This window comes from Xenorhabdus sp. PB61.4, from assembly GCF_963894935.1.
Classification (GTDB): domain Bacteria; phylum Pseudomonadota; class Gammaproteobacteria; order Enterobacterales; family Enterobacteriaceae; genus Xenorhabdus; species Xenorhabdus stockiae.
Window position 1 is genome coordinate 1 of sequence record NZ_CAWQJR010000190.1, and the last position, 26,811, is coordinate 26,811.

The following is a 26,811-nucleotide window of genomic DNA, read 5'->3' on the forward strand; positions in this document are numbered from 1 at the left end:
GGTAAATGGGAAGTTGAACTTATAGATAAAACAGTCATCATAATATTATAGTCAAGATGGTTGGTTTTTGATAAATAATTTAGCTAAACTTTTTTCTGATACGGTATGTTTTTTCTTTTTAGAAACTACCGTTTATTTAAGTGTATATTTCTTCTGCGCAGATTATTCTGTTCTTGGCTGTTTTCAAGGTCCAACCATTTCTTTTATGCTAAAGGAAGGTTGTGTTCAGGGTTGTTGGAGTTAATTATTTTTTATAAAAAATCTATTTATATAATGGTAGGAATAATATTATGAATACAATAAAAGACAATGAAATAAGATCAGAAATTATTAAAGAGTTTAGAAAACAAGCAGAAGGTAAATGGGAGCCTGAGCTTATTGATAAAACAGTCAAAGAAATGACATCTTTAGAAATACAGGGTTACGCTGCTTTACTTACTGTAACGAGTTTCATTCTTCGTCAGCACTTTAAAGTCGCGTTGGTAGATTATAAAGAGATTTTTGACGGTGATTCATGGGGATTAGCTTCTGCAGGTATAGGCAGTTCAGCTGGCATTGTTTTTACAAGCAATTTAGATAAACTTTTTTCTGATACTACAAATTTTTGGTTTTTCGGAGCTGGCGATTATTTAACTATGAGTTTCTACAGTGAAGATGGTTCTTTTCTTGGAACTTTCCAAGGTGCAGCTCTTTCCATGGTAGTAGGTGGTGGTTATGGGTCGGGTAACTGGAGTTAATTATTTTATTTTTACTGAGAATGATGAAAGATTTAATTTTAAAAAATGAAATAGGAAGCCCTAGCCCTCACTTGTTAATTAAGTATTTTACAGATTAAGGTTTTATTATTGAAGGAATGATTTGTTGACGTATGGAATTGCTAATTTCACTTTTATATATCCTTAGTTATTAAACTAAGGATATATAATTTTAGTCTAAAATAAAGTTTAAGAAATTATGGGGTTGACAATAATTGGTCACACCTGAGATTTTTTCCAAAAATAGAAAAAACCGTCACTGAAAGTTTTATTCTCAGAAGAAGATTTTTCAGTGGCGGTTTAAACGGAACATGGGTGAATGATGGACACCACTCCACAACAGATACGGCAAATATTTAGTGTTTACGCAGTGCGCGAAGCCGCATCGTCAGGATGAACAGGGGCACACCAATAAGTGTGAAGCTCAACCCGATAGGGATAAAGACACCTGCTGGTGCTGATTTCGTTATGATATCTGCCGCAATGACTAGATTGCCGCCCACCAGAGCGGAAAGAAACAAACGGGCGCGACCTGTAGCCGATGAAATAAAACTGGCCAGATGCGGAGCCAGTATCCCTAGAAAGCTCAATGGCCCTACTGCGGTGACAGATGCGGCGCTTAGCAAGACAGAGAATCCCATCAGCATCGGGCGGGAATATTTGATAGGTTCTCCAAGGGACAAAGCAAGTTCGTTTCCAAGTTCATAGCGATTTAAAGCAGGGCCGATGAGTAAGATGCCGATAATGCTCAATAAAAATAATGGCATGAATGATGCGATAACTGACCAGCTTGCCTGAAACAGTGATCCTTCCATCCATCCGGCAAGATGCAGGGATAACTCTGTCGGAAGATAGAGAATAAGAAAAGAGCTGACTGAACCGAGAACGGACGAGACAGCAATTCCCATCAGTAAAATTGCCAAGCCACTTGCGCGATTATTACCGACGAGTAAAGTCAAAAACAATGCAACAGCCAGTCCACCAGCCAGTGCAGCAAGGACGATCAGTATGTTAGGTGCGGTGGGAACGAACGCCAGCAAGATAATGATCATTGTCATAGACCCCTGACTTATGCCAAAAAGACTGGGATCAGCCAATGGATTGCGGGCAATCGGTTGCAGAATAGCACCGGCAAGGGCGGCGCACCAACCAACCATCAGCCCTAATAAAATATGCGGGATCCGTACAACCCAGAGTGCATAAAACTGGTGGTGTTCCAGCGAATTACCGAAAAGCATATGCAAGAATTCATAGACACCAACATCCGTAACGCCAACGCTTAAAGAAATAACGATGAGTATGATCGTAATGGTAAATAGACATAACCCGACTTTTATATCGAGGGTACGCATTTGTAATCCATTTGCGAAACGTAATACTCTTTTTCCGTCTATTGCCTGACCGAACTTCATAACAATCTCGCTGATGTTGTTGAAAGATAGCGTTTTCTGATAATCCAGATGAAAAACAGACCGCCCAGAAAATCCATCAGAATGCCGGTATGTATGACATAAGGCTGGAAGAGTGTCTGTGCACAAAGATTGGCGATCAGGCAGACGCTTGCCCCCGTCAGAGCACAAGCTGGCAGCGACAAAATAAAGTTCTGTCCGACCAAAGGCCTGACAATATGGGGTACAACCAGCCCAACGAAACCAATCGGCCCGCATATGGCAACAGCAGAACTGGATGCGACTATGGCGGCAATTAATGCAATGCGCGAAACAAGCGTTGCATCCACGCCAATCGAATGCGCCTTTTCGTAACCGAGTAGAATGAGCGTCAGTGGACGTGCCAGTAATAAAAGCACGATTAAGGCCAGCAGACCGAACCACCAGAAATGGTACAGTCTTGTGATATAAACATGATTGATAGCCCCTGCTAGCCAGCTTAAATATTCGGTTCGCGTTTCAGGATAAGCAAGAAGAACAGCATTACTTACCCCAAGATAAAGCATTGCTATTAATGTGCCCGCCAGTATCAGCAGTAAGTCGCGAGAAACAGCGTTAACACCCGACAGACGAGATATTAAAAGAGATGATAAAAAACCAAATAGCCCACCTAAAAGGGCTGCTATACCTTGTAATGTTAAGTCGAGCGAAAACACGATTGCACCAGCTACGACAAACAATGTTGCACCGGCATTAATGCCTAATGTCGATGAAGAAGCCAGCGGGTTGCGGATAAGCCCCTGGAAAACAAGACCACTGCATGCCATCACCGCGCCAACATAAACAGAGATCAGCGCCCGTGGCAGCCGCTGGTATAAAATAACGGCTTGTTCATAGTTTTGTGGTTCAGACTGGGTTAAAGCGGCGTAAATTTGCGAGAATGAAGCAATATTTACACCGAAAGAAAGACTAAAAAAGAAGATCAGCAGTAATAAAAAAGGTGCGAATATAAAGAATAGACTAGGTTTCATCGTTATACTCCGGACCAATTTTCAGGATGGTTTATGCCCGGATAAGGCTGACAGATAAGGCTGCCGTTATAACTGAAAATATCAGCCGGAATATCGAATACACGCTGGATATTATCTACTGTTATTGTTTTACTCACAGCGCCCGCAGCAACGACGTTGCCGGTATTAAGCATCACAACATCATCGGCAAAAGTGGTTGTCAGATTTAAATCATGTAACACCACAACGATGGTTTTTCCGTGCTGGAGTGAGAGATCGCGGATCAGTTTTAGCACGGTGTACTGATATTTGATATCTAAGTGGTTGACGGGTTCGTCCATAAGAATGATGTCAGTGTCCTGTGCTAGCACCATCGCCACCCAGGCCCGCTGGCGTTGTCCTCCTGAAAGGGAACTGACCTGAGAGCTGGCCTTATCAGCCAGACCGACGATTTCTAACACATCATGAAATAGTTTGCGATCCCGCGCAGATGCTCCGCCGAAAAGAGAATGACGGCCATAAGCAGCCAGTTCGATCAACTCTCCCAGTGTCATATAGTCCGGGCAGTGGCATTCCTGCGGCAGATAAGAGATCTTTCGGGCCAGCGCTTTGCGGCCTATCCCTGCAATCGGCTTACCTTCCAGTAAAATTTCCCCGCTTTTCAGTGGAATGAAGCCCATGATGGACTTCAACAGTGTTGACTTACCGCAGCCATTAGACCCGACGAGTGCGGTAATGCGTCCTTGAGCAAAATCTACTGACAAATCATGCAATACGGTTTTTTTACCGTAAGTTGCGGTGAGATTTTTTGCTGTAAGCACCAAAAGCTCCTTCAGTTATCTTATATATAAAAAAAATTGCAGTGACATGGTTAGGGTTCAGGCAGAATACCAAAATCACCCTATCCATAACACAGCAGAAAAATGGTGGCTGTTATCGTTTATCTGACGAGCAGTCAGGTTACGGTTTTATCGATGGATGAACCATTCTCTGCGTCTTTAATGCCGCATAGCCTGAAAATAATCAGCCTCACTGTTATTTTTTACTGCTCACATACAACATCCCGCACGTTAACTATCTGGCGGGAATCAGCAATAACGTCATTGATTAAGATATCGATTTTACTACTGTCGTGATGATGTGGTGTGGTTATTAAGTGTGCTGTGTTTCCCGATGTTGCCAGACAATGCTTTTTCCAGACAGCGACCGACGGGCATGGAAATACCACCGTAATAGAGTTGTTATGACACCAGGCATCTATCCCCGCAGACCGGAAACGCTTAACGGCATATTGTGCCATTTCCAGACAGCGTTTGACGCGGTGACGCCAATCGGTAAACGAGTGGCTGCGAATAGCCGCCCACATCATCAGTGGCGTCTGTCCATTACGTGAACCGGATATAGTCTTATCCTGAGCCGAAATGTAATCAATATCAACGGAAATACGTTCGACGTTTTTCCGTTTCGCAACAACAATTCCGCAAGGAATAGGTGAGCCTATCATTTTGTGCCCGGAGACACTGATTGAGTCGATACCATCGGCAAAGGTGAAGGGTTGCGGGTTATCTACAAATGGCAAGATCATCCCACTTAAGGCGGCGTCAGCATGCAGATAGTAATTCTCGCGGGGGATACCCGCTTGCTGCATACGCTGTTGAATGATTTTTATGTTATCCACCGCCCCGCGCAATGTCGTGCCAATGTTAGCAAAGATGATGGGATGGGGTTCTTTATGAGCGATGATTTTCTGTAGCAGGTCATAATCATCTATCTCACCGGTGGGTAGGGATTCCACTAAACAAGATTTGATACGCAATAATTTGACGATTTTTGCCACCGAATAATGAGTATCTTTTGAATAATAGAGTGTGCCATCCGGGAATAATTCTCGTCCCAGATAGCAGCCGAACATATTACCTTCCGTTCCTCCGTTGGTCACATAACCCCAACTGTCTTCAAAAGGAATTTTGAACAGCTCAGCAAAGTATTCCATGACTTCTTTTTCGAACTCAAAGGAGTTTAAAAGATAGTTGCACTCTGCCCCCCAGTCCCCGCAATTGTTGATAGAAAACTGCATGAATCTCTGTAAATAAGAGTAATCAAAGTCTGAGGATTCAGGATAACCGATATTGAAATGCTGGTTTTTAACACAGTGATACCAAAATGCATCTAGTCTGCCCTTATCGGCAAGGGATAATGTCATTTTTATCTCCGATATTGTGATGCTCTTGCAGACCAAAGCTTTGGAATGACGAGTTTTGAGGTAAGCGATAATGCGCTCGGCCAAGAAGCTGGTTGGCAATAATGCTATTACGATATGCGCCAAGTCCCAGATCGGGAGAACCAATGCCATGTTGGAAGATCTCAGCATTCTGAACGAATATAAGACCTTTTCCTTTGTCAAGGCGTTGAGCGCTAAAGTCCTCTTTCACAATTAAATCGCCGTAATCATCGGTGGCAAGCACCGTTTGTTTGAGTCCTTCTAGCCATTTGGGACTGGTGTGCTTATAACCGGTAGCAGCAATAATGGCGTCAGTCTCAATGGAACTGACTTCATCGAGCTGCTGATGGCGAAAAACGATCCGCAGTGTCCCTGAGTCTTCGCTATTTTCCACTTGCTCAACCTCGCAGTTTGAAACAAGGGAAAGACCCGGATCACGACCGCCGATGGAACGTTCATACAAAATATCGAAGATATCTGCGATAGTTGAGACGCTGATACCTTTATAAAGCCCCCCTTGACCCGATGCGATCATGCGGCGTTTTTCTCTGCTTATACTGTGGAAATGGTTCATATAGGCAGGCGTAAAGCATTCCTGACCGAGTTTCGATGATTCCATCGGGTGAAAACCGGCAGAGCGGGTGATCCACTGGACTGAAGCACCGTCCTCTATCATTTCAGGAGTCAGTGCACTATAGAGTGCCAGCACGCATTCGGCAGCACTTTGGCCTGAACCAATCACGGTGATGCGTCGGCATGTTGAGAGTTGTGCTCGTTTGTTGATGAAGTCAGCCGAATGAATAATAGGTGCTTTGGTTTGGATGTTAGCCCATTCAGGCAGAAACGGGGCTGTTCCGATACCAATGGCAAGGTTACGGCTATAGTACTGATGCGTTGAACGCGAGTGAGTCTTACTTTCAATAATGAAACGTTCAGATGTTGGGTCATAAGCCACATCAATGACATTTTCACCAAACTGGCAGGAGGGAAGCTGTTGTGTCACCCAGCGGCAATAATGGTCATATTCCTGACGTGGGATCTGAAATTTTTCATAGTAATAGAATTTGTAAATACGGTCGTGCTTATGAAGATAATTCAGGAAGCTCAGCGGGTGTGTAGGGTCTGCCATCGTGACCAGATCAGCCAGAAATGGAACCTGCAACGTTGTACCCGGTAGCAGGAGACCTTCATGCCAGCGAAACTCGGGCTTGCGATCGAGGAAAAGGCTGGTCAGATTAGAGTGTGACGAAAGCAGGGCCGCCAATCCCAGATTGAAGGGACCGATGCCAATACCGATAAGGTCAATATTATTCATGTTAATAATCCGAACTGTTTTCAAAAGCGCAGAGATACGTTCAGTTGCTGTTCAACCTCTGCGGCATTACGGCAACGCAGCAATTGTGGTAACGAAACCCCAATCGCAAATTCCTCGGAGATTCGTGCCGAAATTGTCTTCAGATGCTGGGGGCGTAATCCCATACTGATGAAATCGCTGGAACAATCAAAATGGCTATCTCGTGATTGGCCGAGCACGTCCAGATAGATTTCCAGCACTTTCTTTTTCATTCCGGTCTCTTCTATCTCTGTTTGTTGCTCAGGGGAAGAATTGTGTCGAATAGGTGATGTTTCATGCACAGATTCCATCAATAGGCTGCGTGCTTTAGGGCGGTCAGGTTTACCATTTGGCGAGAGCGGTAATTCAGCGACCTGTGCGAACCGTGTGGGAATATGTGATGGAGGCAGACATTGGCTGGCATATTTGCGTAATTCTGCTCCTGACAGGGCATCTTCTTTTAGCGGTACATAAAGTACGCCGATGGAGGTTTCACCATGCATTTCATCGCCATAATCCACCACAAGAATGTGCTTAACTGATGGATGACGAACCAGTTCATTCTCGATATCCGGCAAGGAAATACGCACCCCGCGCACTTTGACGTAACCGTTGACACGGCTGTCAAAAACAATGATGCCATCGTGACGATAGTGACCGTGATCGCCGGTGCGGAATGCCCGGATCTTTTCTCCGTTTGTATCCCTGATGGTGACAAAATTGGTCTGGGTGAGCTTCCCGTTTTCCAGATAACCCAGTGCGACATTGACGCCTGCCGTATGAATAAGGCCAGTCACACCCACCGGACAGTGATTACCACACTCGTTCAACAGAAAGTAGCTGTTAGCAGGCAAGGGCTTTCCATAAGGGATCTGGCTGATATCATCCTGCCCAATTTCGTGCCATATACTCCATATGGTCGTTTCGGTTGGTCCCCCTAACGAAATTAACCGTACTGACGGTAGAAGTGTACGCAGGCTACCAATCACAGCAGGTTTGATGTAATCGCCACCCTGTGCAATCAACCGCAGGCTTTTTAATTCATCACCCTGACGGCATGCGAGGAGCATTTCCAAAATAGCAGGCACAGAGCACCATAATGTGACCTTGTGTCTGGCAACTAACTGGTTCCAGCACAGGGCATCCTTTTCTTCACCGATAGCGGGAAGAACCAGTGTTGCACCGGCGGTCAGGCTTCCAAAAACGTCGAAGACCGACATATCATGATGTAAAGGCGTTACAGAAATGAAGACATCCTGATGTGTTACAGACCACTCTTTAAGGGTACTGGTAATGACATTCGATGTTGATTTATTGGATAAAACAACGCACTTTGGTCTTCCGGTTGTCCCTGATGTGTAGAGATAATAGGCAGGCGCTTCACTTGATGAGAGAGCGTCAAGCGGAAGTGGGAGTTCTGCCAAGGGTTCGGCAGATAAGAGTGTTTCAGGCATTTCAGCCGGATGTTCAATACCTTCTCTTTTTGTCGTTACGACAAGATCCGGATGGCAGTTTTCAAGGAGATAATGCAGTCGCTCGGAGGGGGAATCTGCGTCTATCGGAACCCAGATCACTCCTGTTAATGCGCAGGCTAGGGTTACTGCTGTATGTTCAGACCCACGGTGCAGGCAAAGGGCGACAACGCTACCCTCGGAAAGCCCTTTCTCCCTGAAAGCGCCCATAATTCGACGTACATCACGCCCAAGATCAGCGTAGCTGATATGTCTGTCGCCACAGATGAGTGCCGTTTTGGTGTTTTTATTGTCGAAAATATTGGCGGCTATCCGGCTGAGAAATTGCCCGCAGTGAAAATCAGCTTCGACACCGTTTAATCGATAGTGGTCTGTATCGATAATATTCTGCGCTGAAAGGGTGAATACGCCTGACGCTACGATGGTTTGTATCGCCTTGCTTAGAGCCCGTAAAATGTCCTGAACGAAAGTGGGTTCGATTGCGGAAGTTGCATAATCAATGTCAAAAACAAGCTCTTTGTCCGCATTGGTTGAAAAACGGATATCCATTGCGACTTGTGGTGTCTGAGTCAGCCCGCGATGCAACTGCATACCACTATCCTGACCTGATACCGGCCATGAAAGCCCGTTGGTAATAACGACAGGTAAAACAGGGCCAGCCCCATTTTTTTCAACCAGCATTCGGGTAATGTCTATACCTGAAAATGCAAGGTGTTCAATCCCTTCCATCACATCGTTCTGTAGGGTGCTGGCCCGTTCAGAAAGGTTGCCTTGCTCAGCATTCCAGTTGACCACAATAAAACTTGAACGATTACACAAAACACCAGAGATCTGCGGTGCCACGGGAATGCCGATAGATAGATTCTTCTCTTCGCTCCAATGGGACAGAACCTCAAGCACCAGTGCCATAATAGTGGAATTCTTAAAAAGCGTTTGCTTAGTACCGGCTTTTGATACTGCGGCATAATCTTCACGGGTTACAATCAAACTTTGTCGTGCGTAGCGGGACGTGCCTATTTGTACTAATGGTTTTATCCACGGAAGTCGTGGCGCGCTACTGACGGCATCAAGTTTTGTTTTCCAATACGCTTCATCTGTTTTGCGTTTTTCAGTGATATCGCTCTCATTCAAGGAGGCATCAATATCCGCGACAAGTGAAACCTTGCCCTCGAAAAGTTCTACCATCAGAGCAGCTATCGAGCGCCCATCAAGGATCAGCGCGTCAAAACGAACAAACGCAATCAGCTCATCTTTTTCTGACTGATTCTTTGGCAAACGGCATTCTGGTAAACGAAATAATGTTATATCCCACGGAGAGCGATCCAAATTGCAAAGTGTATGTGCATATTCTTCACGGTGGTTTTCTACATAGCGGAGAGCTTCTTCCCGTGACATAGCACTCAGGTCGACTTGGTGTAAATTGATATCGGCTTCTGTACTAACATATTGGACAAGTCGCTTGGCATCGATTCGGGTGCGCAAGCTTTCATGACGTTGAACCATATCTTCCAGATTATTTCGCAAACGCGCCAACTCCATGCTTCCGCGGTATTCACGAAACTCTTGCATCGCAACGCCACCCAGCGGCAATTCTGCCCGTCGCCCAAGCAGATACGCCAGTTGAAGGGTGGTTAATGGTTTTTCCGTGTTATCCATCTTTTCCATATTGTTTTTAAGGCCAATATTGTTTTTCAGATCAATTTGCGCAGTGGAATCAGCGGATTTGCGCCTGATTATTGATGATAAGGCTGCGACGTTATTGGGTGAAGAATGTATTGCTTCATCGAATCGTTGTGGGTGTGTGGCGATTTCACGGACGAAACTGACAAAACTGTCGAACATTGAGGTTATCCATGCTTCTGGCAGTATATCCAGACGAATGTCCCAATTGATGAGAATACCGCCATCGGCAGATGCCACTTGTGCATCAAGTGCAACTTGCGGGCCTTGTGAAATTACCCAGTTCATAGAACCAAATGCTTGCTTGACGCGATCTGAGAGAAGTTCTTCCCCCGACATATCCAAAGCGGCGGTGAAGACGACAGGGGTTAATTGCGTTGCACCATGATGCCGGGAAAGGTCACGCATCAGATTCACCCCCGGATAAGCTGAGTGAGCGAGCAAATCTGTCAGTTGCTCGCCAAGCTGTTGACTAAGGTCAGCAGGGCTTTCAGCTCCATTGATATCAACGCCGAGGATAAGCACGTTAGAGAAATCGCCGACAATTCTTTCTACATCATTCACATGGGGAGAGCGCCAGAACATCGGCACATTGAGGCGAAACCGCTTATCTCCGGTATGCCTTCCAAGAATAATGGAGAAAAGCCCCAGCATCAGGCTCGACATGGTTATCTTGTGTATACGGGCAAGTCTTTTCAGCGCCTGACGTTCGTCTGGCTGGAGCCATGCCGCCAGACGATGGCTGTGAACCTGATCGGGCGGAGTTTTGTTAATAGGCAGAGCAGGAGCTGGTGGAATATGTGGAATACGTGAACGCCACCAGATCCTATCCCTTTCACGAGCCGCTTTCAGGTGGGGATCGGTGCGTACCTGATCGCACCATTCGAAATATGATGCTACTACCGGAGCTGGCTGGTCTGGATTATCATAAAATATCGCCAGATCTTCCATTAATACCCTGAAACTTGAAGGATCGATAGCTATCATATCCGTATCAATATGCAGGCGAAACTTTCCGTCATTTAGCAGACTGAGCGAGAACCGTGATGCCTGACCAGAAGAAAGATCAAGTTTCTGATGAGTCCACTTCGTGCGTTTAACGAGAAGTAACTTTTCCACTTCTTGTTCTGATAATCCGAGAAAATTGTCAATTTCCAGCGATAATGGCTCACCGGATGAAGTCACAGACTGAAGTCCCTCAGCATCGACACAGAGTCTTAGCATAGGATGTAGAGAACAAACGCGTTCCAGAGCCTGTTTAAATCGACTCACTTCAATGTCATCGCCGTCGAACTCAGCATAAAGATGCGCGGCAACGCCTCCCAGATCGGCCTGAACATGACGCCCGACCCAGTAAGCTGCCTGCATTGACGTTAATTCTCTCATAGTTTATTCACATGGTTGAAAAATGCTGTTAATAGGTACAAGTATAAAAATAGGTTGAATGCGAGCAGCCTCTGGCGAGCAAGATCATGTTATTGCTTCGACTTAGCCCATTTTTCCACGGCTTTAAGCGTATGTTCCGCACTGGCAAACGTGGGGGTAAAAACTTCACCTGCGTTAAGAAAAACAATCCGTTTTTCGCGGGCGGGTTTCATATAGTGAGCCCATCCGGGGACAACCCGATCAAGCGCGGAGCGAATGGCTTTCTCATCGTGTTCCTTGCTGCCCCAGCTGTTGAGTACGACCAGAACGTCCGGGTTAAGCTCGCCTAATTTATCTGCACTCAGCTGTAGAAGCAGTTGGGATGAATTGGCTGAAAGGCCGCTTTGTTTCGAGAGGTTCAGACGGGTGAAACCAAGATCTTCCAATGCCTGAGTGAAACCGGTTGCTTCGCCAACGACATTGATCTGATCTGTGACAAGGATCGGCAGATAAGTCTGTTTAGCCGGATTTTCCGGCAAGAGAGCGCGCGTTGCGGCAACGCGTTGCAAATACATATCCCGTCGTTTTTGAAAGCTCTGCTCACGTCCGGTCAGTTGGGCCAGATTTTCTTCGATATGAAAATTGTGGGATTTTCCAGAAAGGAAATTTTGCAGATAGACAGGGGCGATCGTTGAAAGTTGTTTTACCTTGTCGATATCAAATTCTGTTCCGATAATCAGGTCGGGCTTCAGCGCGTAGAGTTTTTCCAGATCAATCTCCCGGCCAGCTCCGATGCCTTTTGGTTTTGTGCGCCCTTCACCCAGTACAGTATCGACGAAATCTGTCCCAAGCTGATAGATACCATCTTCCGTGCGCCCGTAACTGCCTACAGGTTCAACACCCAGCTCCATTAAGGGCAGGCCGATAGCCGGTTCGCTCATAACCACAATACGCTGTGGCTCCTCAGGAATAACGACATCCCGCCCCAGGGTATCCGTAACCTGCCGTGATGCGGCAAAGGCCGATGTTCCCATCAGGCACATTAATATTACAGTAATAGCAGATCGCATAATGTTTTCTCTTTCAGAACGGATCAGGGTTATATGAATCAGTCAGCTAACACTGACCGACTCACGTTAATCATGGTTGTTATAGATATCACACAGTCACTTGAGCAAGGGGGAGGCTTAAGGCCCCGGGTGTGGTGAAGAATGAGAAAACTTTCTCTATTGTTTCACAGAGGCGTTGGATAAGTTCTTCAGGGTAACGCTCCTCACGGTAAGTAATGACCAGCCGCATGATCCTTTCGCCATCAATGACATCTTCCATAATCTCGAACTGAAGACCGAACATGGATTCCTTTTTATCGGGATCAATTTGTCGATAGCGTATATCGTTACCAAACGGGGTTTTAAGTACACCGTTCAGTGCATTATTGGCATGGATCTGAATATAAACGTCGAAGATTAGCCCCTCCTCAGGTGTCATCCCCAACGATTGCTGAATAAGATCGAGCGGCACATCTGCATACGGCATTGAATTATTGATTGTATCTCTGGTGTCTTCGATCAGTATACCGACGGGTTTCTCAGGATAGAATTGCAGCCGGTGTGCAACCATGGTGGTAAAATAGCCGACTGTTTCATAAGTATCATGTTCGGTTCTACCCGATGCAGAAGTACCTATCACGATATCCTTCAGATTACCGAGCTTATGCAGAGAAAGCGCAATTGCCGCGTAGACGATACTGAACAGGGATGCGTTATTTTTCCGGGCAAAGGAATAAAGATGATGAGTGATTTCAGGTTTGGGTTTGTACTCGATCCAGCCGGCTTTCGATGAACTTTCATGCGCTGCAACAGTTTTCTGGTTGTCAGATAAGGTGAGTTCTAATCCGCGAGTTGCATCACGCAACATGTTCGTCCAGTAATCGAGATGTTTTTGATTAAATCCGTTCGCCTGCTGTTGCAAGGCAAATTGATGGAATGATAATACGGGTTTTTTCCAGATAGGGGCCACACCGGAAGAACGTGATAAATAAGCCTGGGAGAGTTCATCCATCAGAACATTTAGCGACCATTCATCAATAACCATATGATGGACCAGAAGCGATAATATCTGACGTCCGGTTTCCGGATTGCGGAGTAGCCGTATTCTGATTGGCAATTCACGGGAAAGATCGAATGTATAAGCCGCTTCGTCATCAAGGTGTACACCCCGATTTTCGTGACTGAACCAGAACCATTTATAATCACTCATGTCCGACATCGCGACAATCTGCTGATAAACCTCTCCATTTTGAACATAGAACAGGGTACGCAGACTGGAATGGCGTTCTATCAGATCAGAAAAAACCTGTTCAAGGATTGTTTCATCAACCTCATCAAGAAAATCCAGAGCGAATGGTAAATTGAAAATAGTGCCAAACTCATAGGCCTTATAGGCATCCCAGAGTGAGGTTTGGGCAAGTGCCAATGGGGCCGTTAAATGATCATTCTGTGCCGCAGAGATAGAGCTTTTATGCTGATTTTTTCTGATCGCACGGGATGCCAAAGCAGTAGCTGAAGGATGGCTGAAAAAATCACCAAAGTGTACTTCCAGACCGTGCGTACCAAGCAATTTACCGATAATACGTGTTGCCAGCAGGGAATGACCGCCACAATCAAAGAAATCATCCTCCAGTGTCATATCTGTAATCGCCAACGCTTCACGGAATTCCGACAGGATTATTGTTGCTATCTCGTCAGTGTCAGCGGAGATCTCTTTGCTGGTGGCATCATGCGTAGAAGGTATATCTGAGTCAGACACAGATTTCGCAGCTAAGCTCATAATGGCATCTTCAGTACCTTTAAGAAAAGACACAAAACGGCTCATCAAGAACTCGCCGGCATGGCTGGAAACCGACTGGCCGGTTGTTAATATAAGACTAATTTCCTCTGTACTTTCATACTCCATTGCCAGCTCAAAATCGGGTCGCATTTCATAGGTGGGTAACAGAATTGACTGACTCAGTAATCTCTGTTGTTCAACCAGATCGTTCGGGCGAGATAACAACCGAACATATACCTCCGGTTCATCATCCTCTGTTACAGGAGCACCGGAGAAAAAATTGTCTTCGTCTGGTTGAGCCTGAAGTTTATCCATGATGGAGCTGATAATCAGTGTTTCCGCCATATCAGGTTCGATAACAAGGCGACGGAACCCGTCCGGCTGTAACAGACACAGTGTTAGCTTTTTCTGGCCTCCAAGCAGAGCGATAAATTGGGCAAATCGGGCTGAAATAAGAGCTGGCACATAGTGAGGTAATCTGTCGTGAGGAAGGGATTTTTCCAGTTCATTAATTTTAAGCCCGGTTTTCCAACGCAGTGCGAGCCTGTCTTTATTCAGAGCAGTTTTCCCACCCAAAGAGGAGTGAATGGTGACATTCTCATTGTTGCGGCAGCATAACCAGGAAACAGCAGAAGTTGCCTTTCCATCGTAAGGTAATAAAGAAACACGTTTTAGAGGAGGAAGTTTTACTAAGTGACCAGCATAAGCGCGGACCAGCATTTCGATAATTTCGTTTTCATGGCAAGTTTGCGCCAGTATCTCGTGCAAGATAAGCGCTAAAATAACTTTATCATTTCTTTGTATTATCAGTATATTGAAAGGGGAGTTCTGTTCAGGGATCCAGGCAGATGCTTGCACAGTCAGTATTTTCTTGAGCATGTCTGAATGTGAACCGGCATGGAAAAACTCAAGGCACGATTGCCAGCTTGCCGCTGGGGTTTTATACAATTCACCGTCATCATTTAACTCATAACGTACGTTCAAATCCGGTATTGCCTCAACAACAGATTGGACGGCCTGTACCATCATTGAAATATTAACATCATTATGAAGCTGCCATGCTGAGAGCTGTTTAAGTACGCGGTCAGGATTCTGTTGCTGGAGTAACCAGATATGTTCTTCATAACGGGATACGGCTACGTGCAATAACTTTCCTGAATCAATGTTCAACATAAAAAATCCCGCTTTATCAAACTAATTAGTTGTTTTTTTAAATGTATTAATACGGGCTGACAGTCATTAAATACTGCATCGGAAAGCCAGATGTTACCCGCAGAATATGTGCTGCAACGGCCCGTATTTGAAGAAATACTAACAAATATGTAATTGACAAATTAGAAGGTTAACATAATATTACCTGCCTGTGAACAGTAATGATAATGATAATGATAATGATAATCATCCCGAAAAAGACAGTAACTCCCCTGGCTATCAAGGCAGGAAATCAGATTTTTTCACGCAAAAAAATGTTACTTAACAGTGCAATTTTGCTTTCTTTATCCTCCTTAGGAGGACAAGCGATTGCGTCTGATCAAGCAGAGAAAAATAAAACGAGGAACGATGAAGCCGATATCATCACTGTAACCGGTGAAAAAACGGCAAGATCACTACAAAGAACGGCAAGTTCAGTTACCGTTATCTCCAGACAGGAGATACGAAATAAGCCCGAAGCGACAACCATCGGTGGTATATTGCAGGGTACACCCAATGTGCTTTATACCAGTAATACAGAGGCACCGAGTATTCGCGGTATTGAGACGAACGGCCCTCTTGTAGGGGGAAATACTTTTCTTTCCAAACCGATACCGCGAGCAACCACCAGTGTTGATGGTCGTTATATAAGTGCGGCGGAATTCAGCTTGGGAAGAGGGCCTATTTGGGACGTGAATTCAATAGAAGTCTTCCGGGGCCCACAAACCACAACACAGGGAGCAAACAGTATTGCCGGGGCAATTATTATCAAGACGAACGACCCCACCTTTACTCCCGAGTTCGATGGGCAGGTTTTGTATGGAAGTCACCAAAAGAAACGAGCATCTTTTACTGTCAATGGCCCATTAACAGAAGATCTCGCGGTACGCCTCGCTGTGGATTACAGTGGCAGAAATACGTTTATGAAATATACCAACCCTCGATTCTATGATTCTGATATGAGGAAAGGTTCTGAAAATCTGGATGCCAGGTTTAAAGCACTTTGGCAACCACTGGATAGCCCCTGGCTGGCTAAACTAACCTACTTCCATACAGCAGCAAAAAACTCTGATGCCGAGTCTGCTTCATTACCTTACCGTAATTTGAAGAGTATGACTTTAGGCATAAACAGATCTAAAACTAGCAGTGATGTCGGTATCTTCGATCTTCAGTATGATTTTGACAACGATATCGTGCTCTCCAACCAGCTCCAATATTCTGCATCGAAATACCGTTACACTTTCACGAAGTGGTTGCCAGGTATCGCAAACCGTGATTCGAACAATATCACCAACGAAACACATTTGAACTTTGGTGATGAATATTCAACCTGGAGTGGAGTGACAGGGCTTTATTACTCGCGTGATAAGGCCAGAAATGTGCTTAATAATGTTTTAGGCAAGGCTGATGCCGATTTGACTAACACGAGCGTTGGCCTTTTCTCAGAGGCGACCAGACGTTTTGCAGGAAAATGGGCTCTGACTGGCGGTTTGCGTTATCAATATGATCAGGTTAAGCATGAAGGGATCAACAGCTATGTACCCGGTGTTTATCATGAGTATAGTAAAGGGTTCCATGCTGTCCTGCCGAAAGTTTCCCTCGCTTACGATATTACTGACGATGTCACTGTCGGTACTTTGGTCAGCAAAGGTTATGCTCCGGGCGGGACAGGTGTGAATTTCTCCGGGCATTCCTATTATACCTTTGCTCCGGAAAAGGCCTGGAATTATGAGTTGTTTGCCCGTGGTAAAGCCATCAATAACCGATTACTGGTAACGAGTAATATTTTTTATACAGATTATAAGGGGTTCCAGAGTGCTGTAGATGATTACAGGGAAGACAAATCTAACGGTTCGATTCTTGTCAACGCCGATAAAGCGGTCAGTTATGGGGTTGAACTCAGCGCAGATTATCGGGTACTGGACAATTTAAGCTTAAACAGCGGGCTTGGATTACTTCATACTGAAATCAAAAAATTCGCTGATTATCGAGGCAACTCGTTTGAAGGAAAACACTTCTCTAAAGCACCCGGTTATATGTTTAATATCGGTGCTGACTGGAATATCACCGAACAATTTCGTCTGAGTGGATCTCTTCGTTACGTGGATCATTATTTCTCTGATGACCAAAACGATCCTGAATTACGAGTCAGCTCTTATTCAGTCTCCAATCTTCGTTTCTCATATAATCCGACCAATAATCTGGAACTCTTCGCCTACGGAAATAATATTTTTGACAGACGTGCGCCGACAAATAAGTATCGTGACCGTACTGCCGGGCTGTCTGGAAATATTTTAGAACCACGTGAAGTGGGTATTGGTGCGAAAATGAGCTTCTAAAAATCAGCATTGAGCGCGCCGATCTTCGCTTGAGCAGGATTGGCGTTTCCACAGTAGAAAATGACTTGATTATCTTGACCTGATGATTTCGATCATCAGGTTTTTTAATTATTAACGATTTATTCAGATTAGTAGAAAGTGAAAGATAATAAACGATGGGGCAGGGGAACTAATCATTGTCTGTTCCCCTGCCTTTATTTCAAATCACGTATATACACTTCGTCTTTTTGGTATTAGCTTGCAACTATAGGTTCGATTAATAGCAGCTTGGTTAATACTGTGGAAGAAGGTTTACTTTCTTCCCCTTTAGGTACTACAAAAAACTCACCTTGCTTTATTATTACGTGTTCATCTTTAAAATCTATACGAAGTTCACCCTCAATTACCATAAACACCTTGTCTTCTTTTTCATGTGTATGCCATATGAAATCACCATCTGCGAGTAATATAATTATCTTATATTCGTTTGTTTGCGTTATTACCTTCGGTGACCATACTTCTTTGATTAAATCAAATTCTTGTTTTAAATTTGTTACTTTTCTCAATGCAGCAATAGGGTTCATGTTATATACCTTTCCTTTAGCTAGTTTTTGATTTGAACTTTTAATGCTTACCCATTATATGGAATTATCGCTTTCCGGTTTTTTTATCTTATAGACAGAAAAATATTTTATCTCTATTTCTAACCTATTTGGTTATTACATCATTACAGATTTATACGCAATGTATAGATATATGGATATCAGGCACCAAGCGTAGCACCTCCATCAATGACAATATCCTGTAACGTGATGTGACTTGCTTGCTCAGAGGCTAAGAACAGAATGACATTGGCTATTTCATCGGGTTGTGCGATTTTCCCGAGTGGAATGCCCAGTTTAAATTGTTCGGTAATGCCGTGAATCAAACGCTGATGCGCTATGTCACCATTGAGCATCCCTTCCAGCATTGGGGTTAAGGTGGAACCAGGCGAAACAATGTTACATCGTACCCCAAACGGTGCCAGTTCAAGCCCCACGCTCAGGCACAGGCTACGCATCGCCGCCTTAGACGCACAGTAAACTGCCATATTAACGCGTGGTACGTGGGCGGCGTTAGAGACTATCGAAACGATATTACCGCTGCGCTGACGCTGGAAATGTGGAATGAGTATTTTAAACAGATTGAATGCTGCACCAGCATTAACGTTGATTGAGCTTACCCAGTCTTCACGGCTTAACGTTTCTGCTGGGCCAAGACGCAAAATTCCCGCACCATTGATCAGTACATCCAGTCCGTTTTCCTTTAGTAATGGAGGGCAGATTTTTTGCACTGCACAATCGTCACTGACATCCAGAATGAGCGTCTCAAATGGCATTGAATCAGGGAACTTCAAATCGAATCCAAACACCTTAGCCCCGGCTTCGTGAAAGCGGAGAGCTGTGCGGTAACCGATACCGCTCCCGGCTCCCGTCACCCAGACGGTTTTTCCCTTGAAGCTGTTCATCTCGCCTCCAACTCGCCATTCAGTAATACGAGCCAGTTTCGCAATGTTGGTTGCTTCATTAAGGAGGCAAAATCAAGCTCGTATCCTTCCTGCCGGCGCTTTGAGACGAAAGACATCATGCGTAGTGAATCTAAACCATAATCAAGCAAGTTTTCATCATCATCAATATCGCATACATCTTCATCCAGTGTGGATTGCAGTATGGTAAGTAAACGATCCCGATCCCATCTATTTTCTGTTGTGGGAGAATCGAGTGCCGATAATGCCATATTGGTACTCAACACTTGTCCGGAACGGCTCGCAGTGTAGCGTAGCGCCATCATGTGCTCTTCCCGGCTGAAGTCTGCCAGTGCATCGCTTATCATAAACGCCTGTATATCGCGCATAAAGGCATCAGTAGCCGTGGTTAGGCAGCCGATATGGGCATACACGCCACAGATCATAAGCTGGTCGCGCTGACGTTCTTTCAGGTGCGTCTCCAAATCAGAGCGCTGAAACGCGCTGTAGCGCCACTTCACCAGCACAGTATCCTGTTGTTCGGGGGCCAGTGCTGTCGCGATTTTTTGCTGTTCTGGATAGAGGTTCAGCCCCGGTCCCCACATATCATTCAGTAACGCTCGCTCAACGTCACTCTGTTGGTCCGGCTGAGCTGTATAAAACACTGGGATGCCGAGCTCATGGCAACGGGCGCGTAGAATAGCAATGTTGTTAATAACCTGCTGAACCATTTTGCTTTCTTTTCCCCAGAAGTTGAGGAAATATTCCTGCATATCGTGAATCAGCAGAGCGGCACGCTGCGGTTCTAACTGCCATTCTACTTTGTTTACAGGTAAGGTGGCCTCATCGGGCAGGGTATAATCCTGAAGTTTAGGAATGCTCATGGCGTATTTTCTCAATTTTCTAAGGCAGTACTGGCAAGTGCACGTAACGCCTGTTTATTAATTTTTCCTACCGGAGTAAGCGGCAGTTTAGGCAGACTTTCGAAACGATCGGGAATTTTGTAGTCGGCGATACCCTGTTCTCGCAACCAGCGACGGAACACTACTGGTTTTACCGATTCATGCTCGCGCGTCACTACATATGCGCAAGTTTTTTCACCCATCAGAGGGTCAGGAATAGCAACCAGTGCGGCGTATACCACGGCTGGATGGCGCAGCAGAAGGTGTTCAACCTCTTCAGCGGCAATTTTTTCGCCACCACGATTTATCTGATCCTTCTCGCGCCCAACGACTTTCAGATATCCGCCGGGAAGTTGAATAACTACGTCACCAGAGCAATAAAACCCGTGGCTGTCGAACACTGTTTGGTTATGTTCCGGGCTTCGGTAATATCCCCTAAAAGTGTATGGGCCTCTGGTCATCAACAACCCCGGTTCTCCGAGCGGTACAGGGAGACCTTCCTGATTTGCGACCCATACCTCATCATCCTCGCTGATAGGGCGTCCCTGAGTGGTGAAAGTATGTGTATCGTCATCATCTAGTCGGGTGTAGTTCACCAGACCTTCCGCCATACCAAATACCTGTTGGAGCTGGCAACCCAGCTCTGCTGGAATGCGTCTGGCCAGTGTTTCACCCAGAGGAGCACCGCCGACCAGCATGACCTCCAGACTGACGAGTTCGTCGGCGTGACCTCTGAGAGTGGTATACTCCAGCCAGATGCTGACCGCTGGTGGTACTAGGGCGACAAGATTGATCTGATGACGTTCTATAGCCGGGAAACATCCATCCGGACTTGGATCGGGGACGAGAATAACCTGACCGCCCGCATAGAAAACGCCCAAAGCTCCCGGTGAACTCATAGGGTAGTTATGTGCAGCAGGCAGTGCACAGAGATATCGGGTTTTACTGCTTACGTTGCAGATTGGGTTGCTGGCGCGGATACTGTAATAATAGTCATTGTGGGTGCGTGGGATCAGCTTGGGTGTGCCAGTACTGCCACCAGAAAGCTGGAAAAATGCGACCTCATCTGCCGGAGTTGGCGTTGGAGTGAAGTCTCCCGGCTCTTCCGATATCAGACATGAAAGCGAGTGATCTGAATCCGTATGGTGAAGCACGACTATATTCAGTTCCGGACATTTATCCATCAGATGATCAATAAGAACATCATCATGAAACTGGCGATGTTGGCGATCGGCAATGAGTATTTGGGGCTTAATTTGGAGCGCATACGCGGTTAATTCGCTGCTTTGGTGGCTATAAAGCGCGTTAACAGGTACGACCCCCAGACGCAATAAGGCAAAAAAGACGATATAAAATTCAGCTTCGTTGCCGAGCTGAACCAGTGCAGTTTGTCCCTGACGCACGCCGCGTCGGTGCAGAGAAGCGGCTAATCGGTTTACTGACTCATTAAGTTCGCGGTAGCTCCAGCTCCGCTCACCACAAAACAGTGCCTTTGCATCGTTCTCACAGTGAATATCAAGAATATCGCTCAATGGACGATCAATCCAATACCCCTTAAAGCGATAGCGTTCAGCCAGATTCTGGGGCCAACGGTTGAATTCAATCATAATGTCTGCTCCTGTTGTGTCGCAAAACCAAGTGCGCTCAGCATGGTGTTAAATTTGGTACGGGTTTCCATCCATTCATTTTCCGGAACAGAGTCTGGAACGATGCCGGCTCCGGCGAATAGCTCAATCTGATGAGATCGAACTTTACCGCAGCGGATCGCCACTACCCACTCCCCATCTCCGTGGGCATCGCACCAGCCGACGATACCGCCAAACCAGCCGCGATCGAATGGTTCCAGCTCGCCGATCAGATTGCGGGATGAGGTATAAGGAGCGCCGCATAATGCAGGCGTGGGATGAAGTAAGCAGGCAAGCGATAGAGCAGTCTCGCGATCACTGGCCAGTGTCCCCTGAATCTCAGTAGCGAGATGCCAGAGTGTAGGTGTGCTGAGCAGTGAAGGTTCAGGAATAGTCAGAGAATTGCAGAGATCCGTTAGTTGGCGACGGATAGCTTCCGTGACCACCAGATGCTCATGGCGATCCTTTACAGAGGCTAACAGTTTTTCTCTGGCCTTTTGATCACTGGCGTTATTCTCGCCCCGCCGCGCAGAACCTGCAAGAGGGCAGGAACGTAGGGTATTCCCCTCTTTACGTAGCAACAGTTCTGGGCTGGCACCAATCAGAGTGCCATCCGCCAGCGGCAAGTGAAAGTTATAGCTCTGTGGATTCTGCCTGTTGAGTTGTAGCCACAGGTTCAGTGCACTCAGTGGGGGAATGCTTTCAATCTGTAGCAGGCGCGATAACACCACTTTATCGAGCGCACCAATGCGCAGAGGATTCAGCGCACTTTCCACCATGGCGCAATACGCATCGTGATCCGGAATAAAGTGAGCTTGGCCCTCCACCTGCACCGGAGAATCGGAGAGGTTAAAGGCATAGCGATCGAACCAATGGCAGGTTTGTGGAATAAACAGCGAGCAAGGTTGGCGTTTATCAAAAGGAATAGCTCCTACGACAATAGGATTTTCTACTCCGGCTTGCTGAGCCTGACGAAGCTGCTGCTGTACTCTTTGCTGGAACTCGCTTTTGACATGATGTCCGGATGAGGCCGGAAGTGTCAAGGTGGCGAAACATCCCCGGGCGAGCAGACTTTTGTGAGGTGACAGAAATATGAAGTCATCTTCTTGCAACGTGAGTGGCAGAAGTTTGTTGACGATACCAGACAAAATCAGGTCCCTCTTGTTAGTATAATGGTCAGTTTTTTCTCCATACCGGAGAGGAGGAAAATACCGCAGGCAAAGAAAATGCCAGCCGCCAATAGTGCCGGATACCAGATGTTATCTGTTATAGCTGGCTGTGGAGAAGATGCTGCGATAGAAGTAGGAGAAACGCGCCTCTTTACGGAAATTTTCAGCGCTGAGGTTGTAACTCTCATGATGCTAATCCCTCGCTAACTACATACGCTCCGTCAGATAGAATAGATGTTGAAAACATCCCAACCTGAATCCCTAATTTTTCGCATAGAGCGATGAGTTTCATCACAAGTTTTTTTCTTATCTTAAACATAATCAAACACCGTCTGACTTTGCCTTATAAAAATAATTTAATAACCATCAATTCATTTGTGCTGCTTACAGGCGGCGCTGGGAAACCCAATTTGATAAAACATTCATCATGAAGAGGTATGATCTCCTGAAGAAGAAAACGTCACTACAATATTGCAAATGGAAATGATTATCAATATAATTATCATTATTAATTATTTGCTGATTTTTTTACCAAACTGGCCCAGTTGTATTAAGTGAATCAACCCGAGCTGTTGTGCTGTGGTAAATTTGGATCCTCCACCAAAAAGTAAAAAGACCGCACTAGGCGGCCTTTAATAAAAACGCGATTTAACCTAAAAATATTGAATTTAATTCAAGGTGTTAGGTTAATTTACATTAACCATGCATTCACTCTTTCAATTTACACAGTAATCTGCCGAAATCATTAGAAGCACCAGGATTAAAGCTAATTAATCCCCCTTGTTCATAATAATGATATAAAATAAACGCTCCCTCTTTACTTTTTATTTTTACTTTCAGATCTTTTGGCTGTCCCTGATAAGGCAAAAAACCAAAGCCAGAGAAGCCCTCTAAAGGTGCATAAGGATATTCAGAAGCATAAGGATATTCTCGTCCCAAAGAGTTACTGTTAGTTGTCTCTTCAATAACATTCTCCTCAGTCATTGATTCAGCTTGAAGTCCCTTTGAATATTTCAGGTCAAGGTTGTCACACGTGTTATTTATACTATTATCCCCCAGTTTTACTTTTCCGTTATTACCAACATCCGGGCTAAAAACATACCTCTTTGGCTTGAATGTATATGTATACGCATATTTAGCTCCCGACTTGGCTTTAGTCACTGTTGCAATAACCGTTGCGGTTTTAGATGAGCTAAAAGTTTCAAAAGGAAAAGTGATTTTTTTATTCACTATTTTCACGAGATCAGAAGATGGGGGGGCATATTCAATATCATCATCATAGCGGGCAATATCCCTAGGATAATGGCCTGGTCTTTGTTCTACCAGTGTTATCGTTAACCCCTCATAAACATTATACGGCTTATCTTGTTCATAAGTATGCTTATACTCATGAGCATGACGACCGAAGATGAGTAACCCGGCTTGCTGTATTACCGGTTTGAAATTGACGGGGTTTTTATCGCTATTACTGGCATATGCATTACCATCATCAGTCGTGATATTCATATTGACTTTGACGCCATCCACTCCTACTTTACTCACCAGTAAAGCTTTTAAATATCCATCATTATCTGTTGTTTTTTCCTGTTCCTTAAAATACACATTATTACGCAGCAATTCATTTACGATAACTTCCCAGGTTGCATTGAGTTTGTAGTTACGAAGTGGTTGCCCGTTTTCAGGATCGATAATTAAGACTCTGTAGGTATACTCATCTTTTCCATTCCCAAAGAGAGTTTCTTTTGGAGAAACTTCCATTTCACTTATGAACGGTTTATCTCCAGGAGTAAAAGGATTAACCGTAATAGTCATTTCAGCGGTTTTGGCGAGTTTCCCGTTTTCTAATTCCACCGTGGCAGAAATCGGGTAACTATTTACACCATTGGGGATATATTTGGGTAATTTGATTTGAATTTCATTACCAGTACTCGGAAGTTTCCCTCCATTTTTGCTGAATATTTCTTCTGCCCGCCATGTCACGGGTTTGGTCTGTTTATTTGAATCCACAGTAGCAGTTACTTTTTTCTCCTCTTCACTATATCCATGAAGGGTATTCGGTAACTTGATGCCCAATTTAACCTCCTTAACCGTAACCGTCATTGTTGCGGTTTTGGATAGTTTCCCGTTTTCTAATTCTACGGTGGCATAAATCGGGTAACTATTTACACCATTGGGGATATATTTTGGCAATTTAATTTGAATTTCATTACCCGCGCTCGGAAGTTCCCCACCATTTTTGCTGAATGTTTCTTCTGCTCGCCATGTCACGGGTTTAGTCGGTTTATTTGACGTGACAGTAGCGATTATTGTTTCCTTATCTTCACTATCTCCATGAAGAGTATGCGGTAAGCTAATTTCCAGACTCGGTTTTTCCCTGTGATCCAGCACAATGGTGTTATTTCTTTCCACCAAATCATATCGGCTGCCTGCCAGTGTGCGCATTGATGCAACACTATCCGGTGATAGCTGAACGCTCAGAGGGACACCAAATCTATAATTTAAATTGGCCTGAAAGCGGGCATCGCTGTGTTTGTTGGTGCCATGCCGGTAATCTATGCCCATGGTTATCAGCGGAATTGGTGTATAAGTCATGCCTACTTTGGCAAAGCCGGGGTTTTTCTGTTTGGTATCACGGTTGAATAGAGTCACACCATCGCCAAAATATTTTTCGTAACCCAGTTTACTGCCGATGTGCGGATAAGCAGGCAGGAAGAACTCGCCATTGATATCAAAACCATTAGCAGGGCGCTCTTCCCAAAGTTTATCATCTCGTGACTGGTGCCATTTACTCAGACGAATATAGGTATTGGCTGATAATTTAAGGTAATCAGCCCATGCTTCTGCACCCAATCCCAGTCGGTTATTTTTTCCTGTGATGTCCTGATCAAAGAAAGTATTAAAACCATACATCCAGTCTGAAATGAAATAACGGCTGCCAAAACCGAGGTTAACCGTATTTCGGCTGTCTTTATTACGATAACCCAGCTGAGAAAAAACCAGCCAGTCTACTTTATTATCATAAAGTGGAAATAACAGGTCTAATGAACTGTTATGCAATTTACCTTTTCTATCCACCGATAAATTAATTTTGGCTGTACCAAATTGTGACAACCATTCTTGTACCTCGCTATTTATTGTTCCGTTCAATCTTCCCAAAGCGTAAGATTTAGCCTGCTCTGCCAATTGAGATGGCGTAGATGATAATAAGCCACTAACCCTCTGAATATTTTGTGCGATCATGCTGGCTTTATCTTCTTCTATATAACCAGAAATATTTTCTTCGTCTTCAATCGGAGAAATAGTTCTTACTGTCAGATCCGGATGGCTTTCACTCACTGAAAACGTGTTCATAGCGACAAACGGTAATAAAAAAGCAAACATTAATATGAAAAACCGCCTGAATTTATTCAAAAAAATAAACTTCATAGATACATTCCTCAATAAAACGCAAAGTTTCACCAGCGAATTCACATTAAATGTTTAGTTGAAATAAATTTTTTTGCACAATAAACCTAAGTTAGGAAACCTTTTTATCATTAAGTAATGAAAGATTTTTATCAGGTGATAAATAAAAGTAATCACTTTTGATTATTTAAGGGTGAGGGAATTATTATTTCATAATAGTAAGAGTCTGGCTATGTGGTGATATTCCTCTGACTTTTTATGATGAAATATGGCTAAGGTTGATATTTATCGTCGTAAATCAGAACAGGCCAAAGAGTATGGAAAAAGAAGTGGAGGGCATTAGCATTACTGCCATTATATTTGCTGCAAGGTTTTTCAGGTGGAAAACACTTACCCAAAAGAATATAAATAGCTTGTCAAAATGGTAGGAGTATCAAAGAAACTCGATCCTAAATTTGCGAAATTTTTGTTCCCAAAAACGCAAAATCACAGAAAAAAGGATCGAGTCATGCTCATCATACCACCCACTTCATGAAATGAACGTCGGCAGATGAAAAAAATCGTCCAAAAAACATCTGATAAAAATTATGCTCGGCGGATCATGGGGATACTTCTACTGGGTAAAACACGTTCTGTCCCCCAAG

17 protein-coding genes are annotated in these 26,811 nt (G+C 44.7%); 2 read left to right on the forward strand and 15 right to left on the reverse strand.

The window, feature by feature from the left end; genetic code table 11:
* Nucleotides 1-290: 290 nt before the first annotated feature.
* A complete protein-coding gene (locus AACX68_RS16075) occupies nucleotides 291-737 on the forward strand; it encodes a VapA/VapB family virulence-associated protein (protein WP_228859784.1) in 447 nt (148 codons plus the stop codon).
* Between the two features lie 374 nt (nucleotides 738-1,111).
* Here AACX68_RS16075 and AACX68_RS16080 read toward each other — a convergent pair whose 3' ends face one another.
* The 8 genes from AACX68_RS16080 to AACX68_RS16115 all read right to left on the reverse strand — a co-directional run bounded on the left by AACX68_RS16080 (nucleotide 1,112) and on the right by AACX68_RS16115 (nucleotide 15,226).
* Nucleotides 1,112-2,167, reverse strand: a complete 1,056-nt coding sequence (locus AACX68_RS16080; RefSeq protein WP_228859785.1) for an iron ABC transporter permease — start codon at nucleotides 2,165-2,167, stop codon at nucleotides 1,112-1,114.
* Nucleotides 2,164-3,174, reverse strand: coding sequence for a FecCD family ABC transporter permease (locus tag AACX68_RS16085; RefSeq protein WP_228859786.1), 1,011 nt, complete (start codon nucleotides 3,172-3,174; stop codon nucleotides 2,164-2,166). Before AACX68_RS16085 ends, AACX68_RS16080 begins: the two co-directional genes overlap by 4 nt.
* Nucleotides 3,175-3,176: 2 nt before the next feature.
* A complete protein-coding gene (locus tag AACX68_RS16090) occupies nucleotides 3,177-3,974 on the reverse strand; it encodes an ABC transporter ATP-binding protein (RefSeq protein ID WP_228859787.1) in 798 nt (265 codons plus the stop codon).
* A 221-nt stretch (nucleotides 3,975-4,195) separates the two neighbouring features.
* Nucleotides 4,196-5,356, reverse strand: coding sequence for a histidine decarboxylase (locus tag AACX68_RS16095; RefSeq protein ID WP_228859788.1), 1,161 nt, complete (start codon nucleotides 5,354-5,356; stop codon nucleotides 4,196-4,198).
* Nucleotides 5,334-6,689, reverse strand: coding sequence for a putative histamine N-monooxygenase (gene basC / locus AACX68_RS16100; RefSeq protein WP_228859789.1), 1,356 nt, complete (start codon nucleotides 6,687-6,689; stop codon nucleotides 5,334-5,336). Before basC ends, AACX68_RS16095 begins: the two co-directional genes overlap by 23 nt.
* A gap of 20 nt (nucleotides 6,690-6,709) precedes the next feature.
* Nucleotides 6,710-11,245: an amino acid adenylation domain-containing protein gene (locus tag AACX68_RS16105; protein WP_228859790.1), complete on the reverse strand. Its 4,536-nt coding sequence runs from the start codon at nucleotides 11,243-11,245 to the stop codon at nucleotides 6,710-6,712.
* Nucleotides 11,246-11,334: 89 nt separating this feature from the next.
* Nucleotides 11,335-12,294, reverse strand: coding sequence for an ABC transporter substrate-binding protein (locus AACX68_RS16110; protein WP_228859791.1), 960 nt, complete (start codon nucleotides 12,292-12,294; stop codon nucleotides 11,335-11,337).
* An 88-nt stretch (nucleotides 12,295-12,382) separates the two neighbouring features.
* Nucleotides 12,383-15,226 (reverse strand): condensation domain-containing protein, encoded by a 2,844-nt coding sequence (locus tag AACX68_RS16115; protein ID WP_228859792.1) that lies wholly within the window; start codon nucleotides 15,224-15,226, stop codon nucleotides 12,383-12,385.
* Nucleotides 15,227-15,438: 212 nt separating this feature from the next.
* Here AACX68_RS16115 and AACX68_RS16120 point away from each other — a divergent pair, with 212 nt between their 5' ends.
* A complete protein-coding gene (locus tag AACX68_RS16120) occupies nucleotides 15,439-17,583 on the forward strand; it encodes a TonB-dependent receptor (protein ID WP_228859793.1) in 2,145 nt (714 codons plus the stop codon).
* Nucleotides 17,584-17,816: 233 nt separating this feature from the next.
* Here the strand turns inward: AACX68_RS16120 and AACX68_RS16125 are convergent, their stop codons facing one another.
* From AACX68_RS16125 to AACX68_RS16155, 7 genes are all read right to left on the reverse strand, one after another.
* The gene (locus tag AACX68_RS16125; protein WP_228859794.1) at nucleotides 17,817-18,146 is read right to left on the reverse strand and encodes a cupin domain-containing protein; all 330 of its coding nucleotides are present in this window, start codon (nucleotides 18,144-18,146) and stop codon (nucleotides 17,817-17,819) included.
* A gap of 179 nt (nucleotides 18,147-18,325) precedes the next feature.
* Nucleotides 18,326-19,069: a 2,3-dihydro-2,3-dihydroxybenzoate dehydrogenase gene (gene dhbA, locus AACX68_RS16130; protein ID WP_228859795.1), complete on the reverse strand. Its 744-nt coding sequence runs from the start codon at nucleotides 19,067-19,069 to the stop codon at nucleotides 18,326-18,328.
* Nucleotides 19,066-19,950 carry an isochorismatase family protein gene (locus AACX68_RS16135; protein WP_228859796.1) on the reverse strand — a complete coding sequence of 295 codons (885 nt, stop codon included), beginning with the start codon at nucleotides 19,948-19,950 and terminating at the stop codon, nucleotides 19,066-19,068. The genes dhbA and AACX68_RS16135 overlap by 4 nt, the downstream gene beginning before the upstream one ends.
* 11 nt (nucleotides 19,951-19,961) lie before the next feature.
* Nucleotides 19,962-21,578 carry a (2,3-dihydroxybenzoyl)adenylate synthase gene (locus AACX68_RS16140; RefSeq protein ID WP_228859800.1) on the reverse strand — a complete coding sequence of 539 codons (1,617 nt, stop codon included), beginning with the start codon at nucleotides 21,576-21,578 and terminating at the stop codon, nucleotides 19,962-19,964.
* Complete coding sequence (locus AACX68_RS16145) at nucleotides 21,572-22,741, reverse strand: isochorismate synthase (RefSeq protein ID WP_228859797.1); 1,170 nt, start codon at nucleotides 22,739-22,741, stop codon at nucleotides 21,572-21,574. The genes AACX68_RS16140 and AACX68_RS16145 overlap by 7 nt, the downstream gene beginning before the upstream one ends.
* A 2-nt stretch (nucleotides 22,742-22,743) precedes the next feature.
* Nucleotides 22,744-22,950 (reverse strand): hypothetical protein, encoded by a 207-nt coding sequence (locus tag AACX68_RS16150; protein ID WP_228859798.1) that lies wholly within the window; start codon nucleotides 22,948-22,950, stop codon nucleotides 22,744-22,746.
* A gap of 520 nt (nucleotides 22,951-23,470) precedes the next feature.
* Nucleotides 23,471-26,188, reverse strand: coding sequence for an inverse autotransporter beta domain-containing protein (locus tag AACX68_RS16155; RefSeq protein ID WP_228859799.1), 2,718 nt, complete (start codon nucleotides 26,186-26,188; stop codon nucleotides 23,471-23,473).
* Nucleotides 26,189-26,811: the final 623 nt, after the last annotated feature.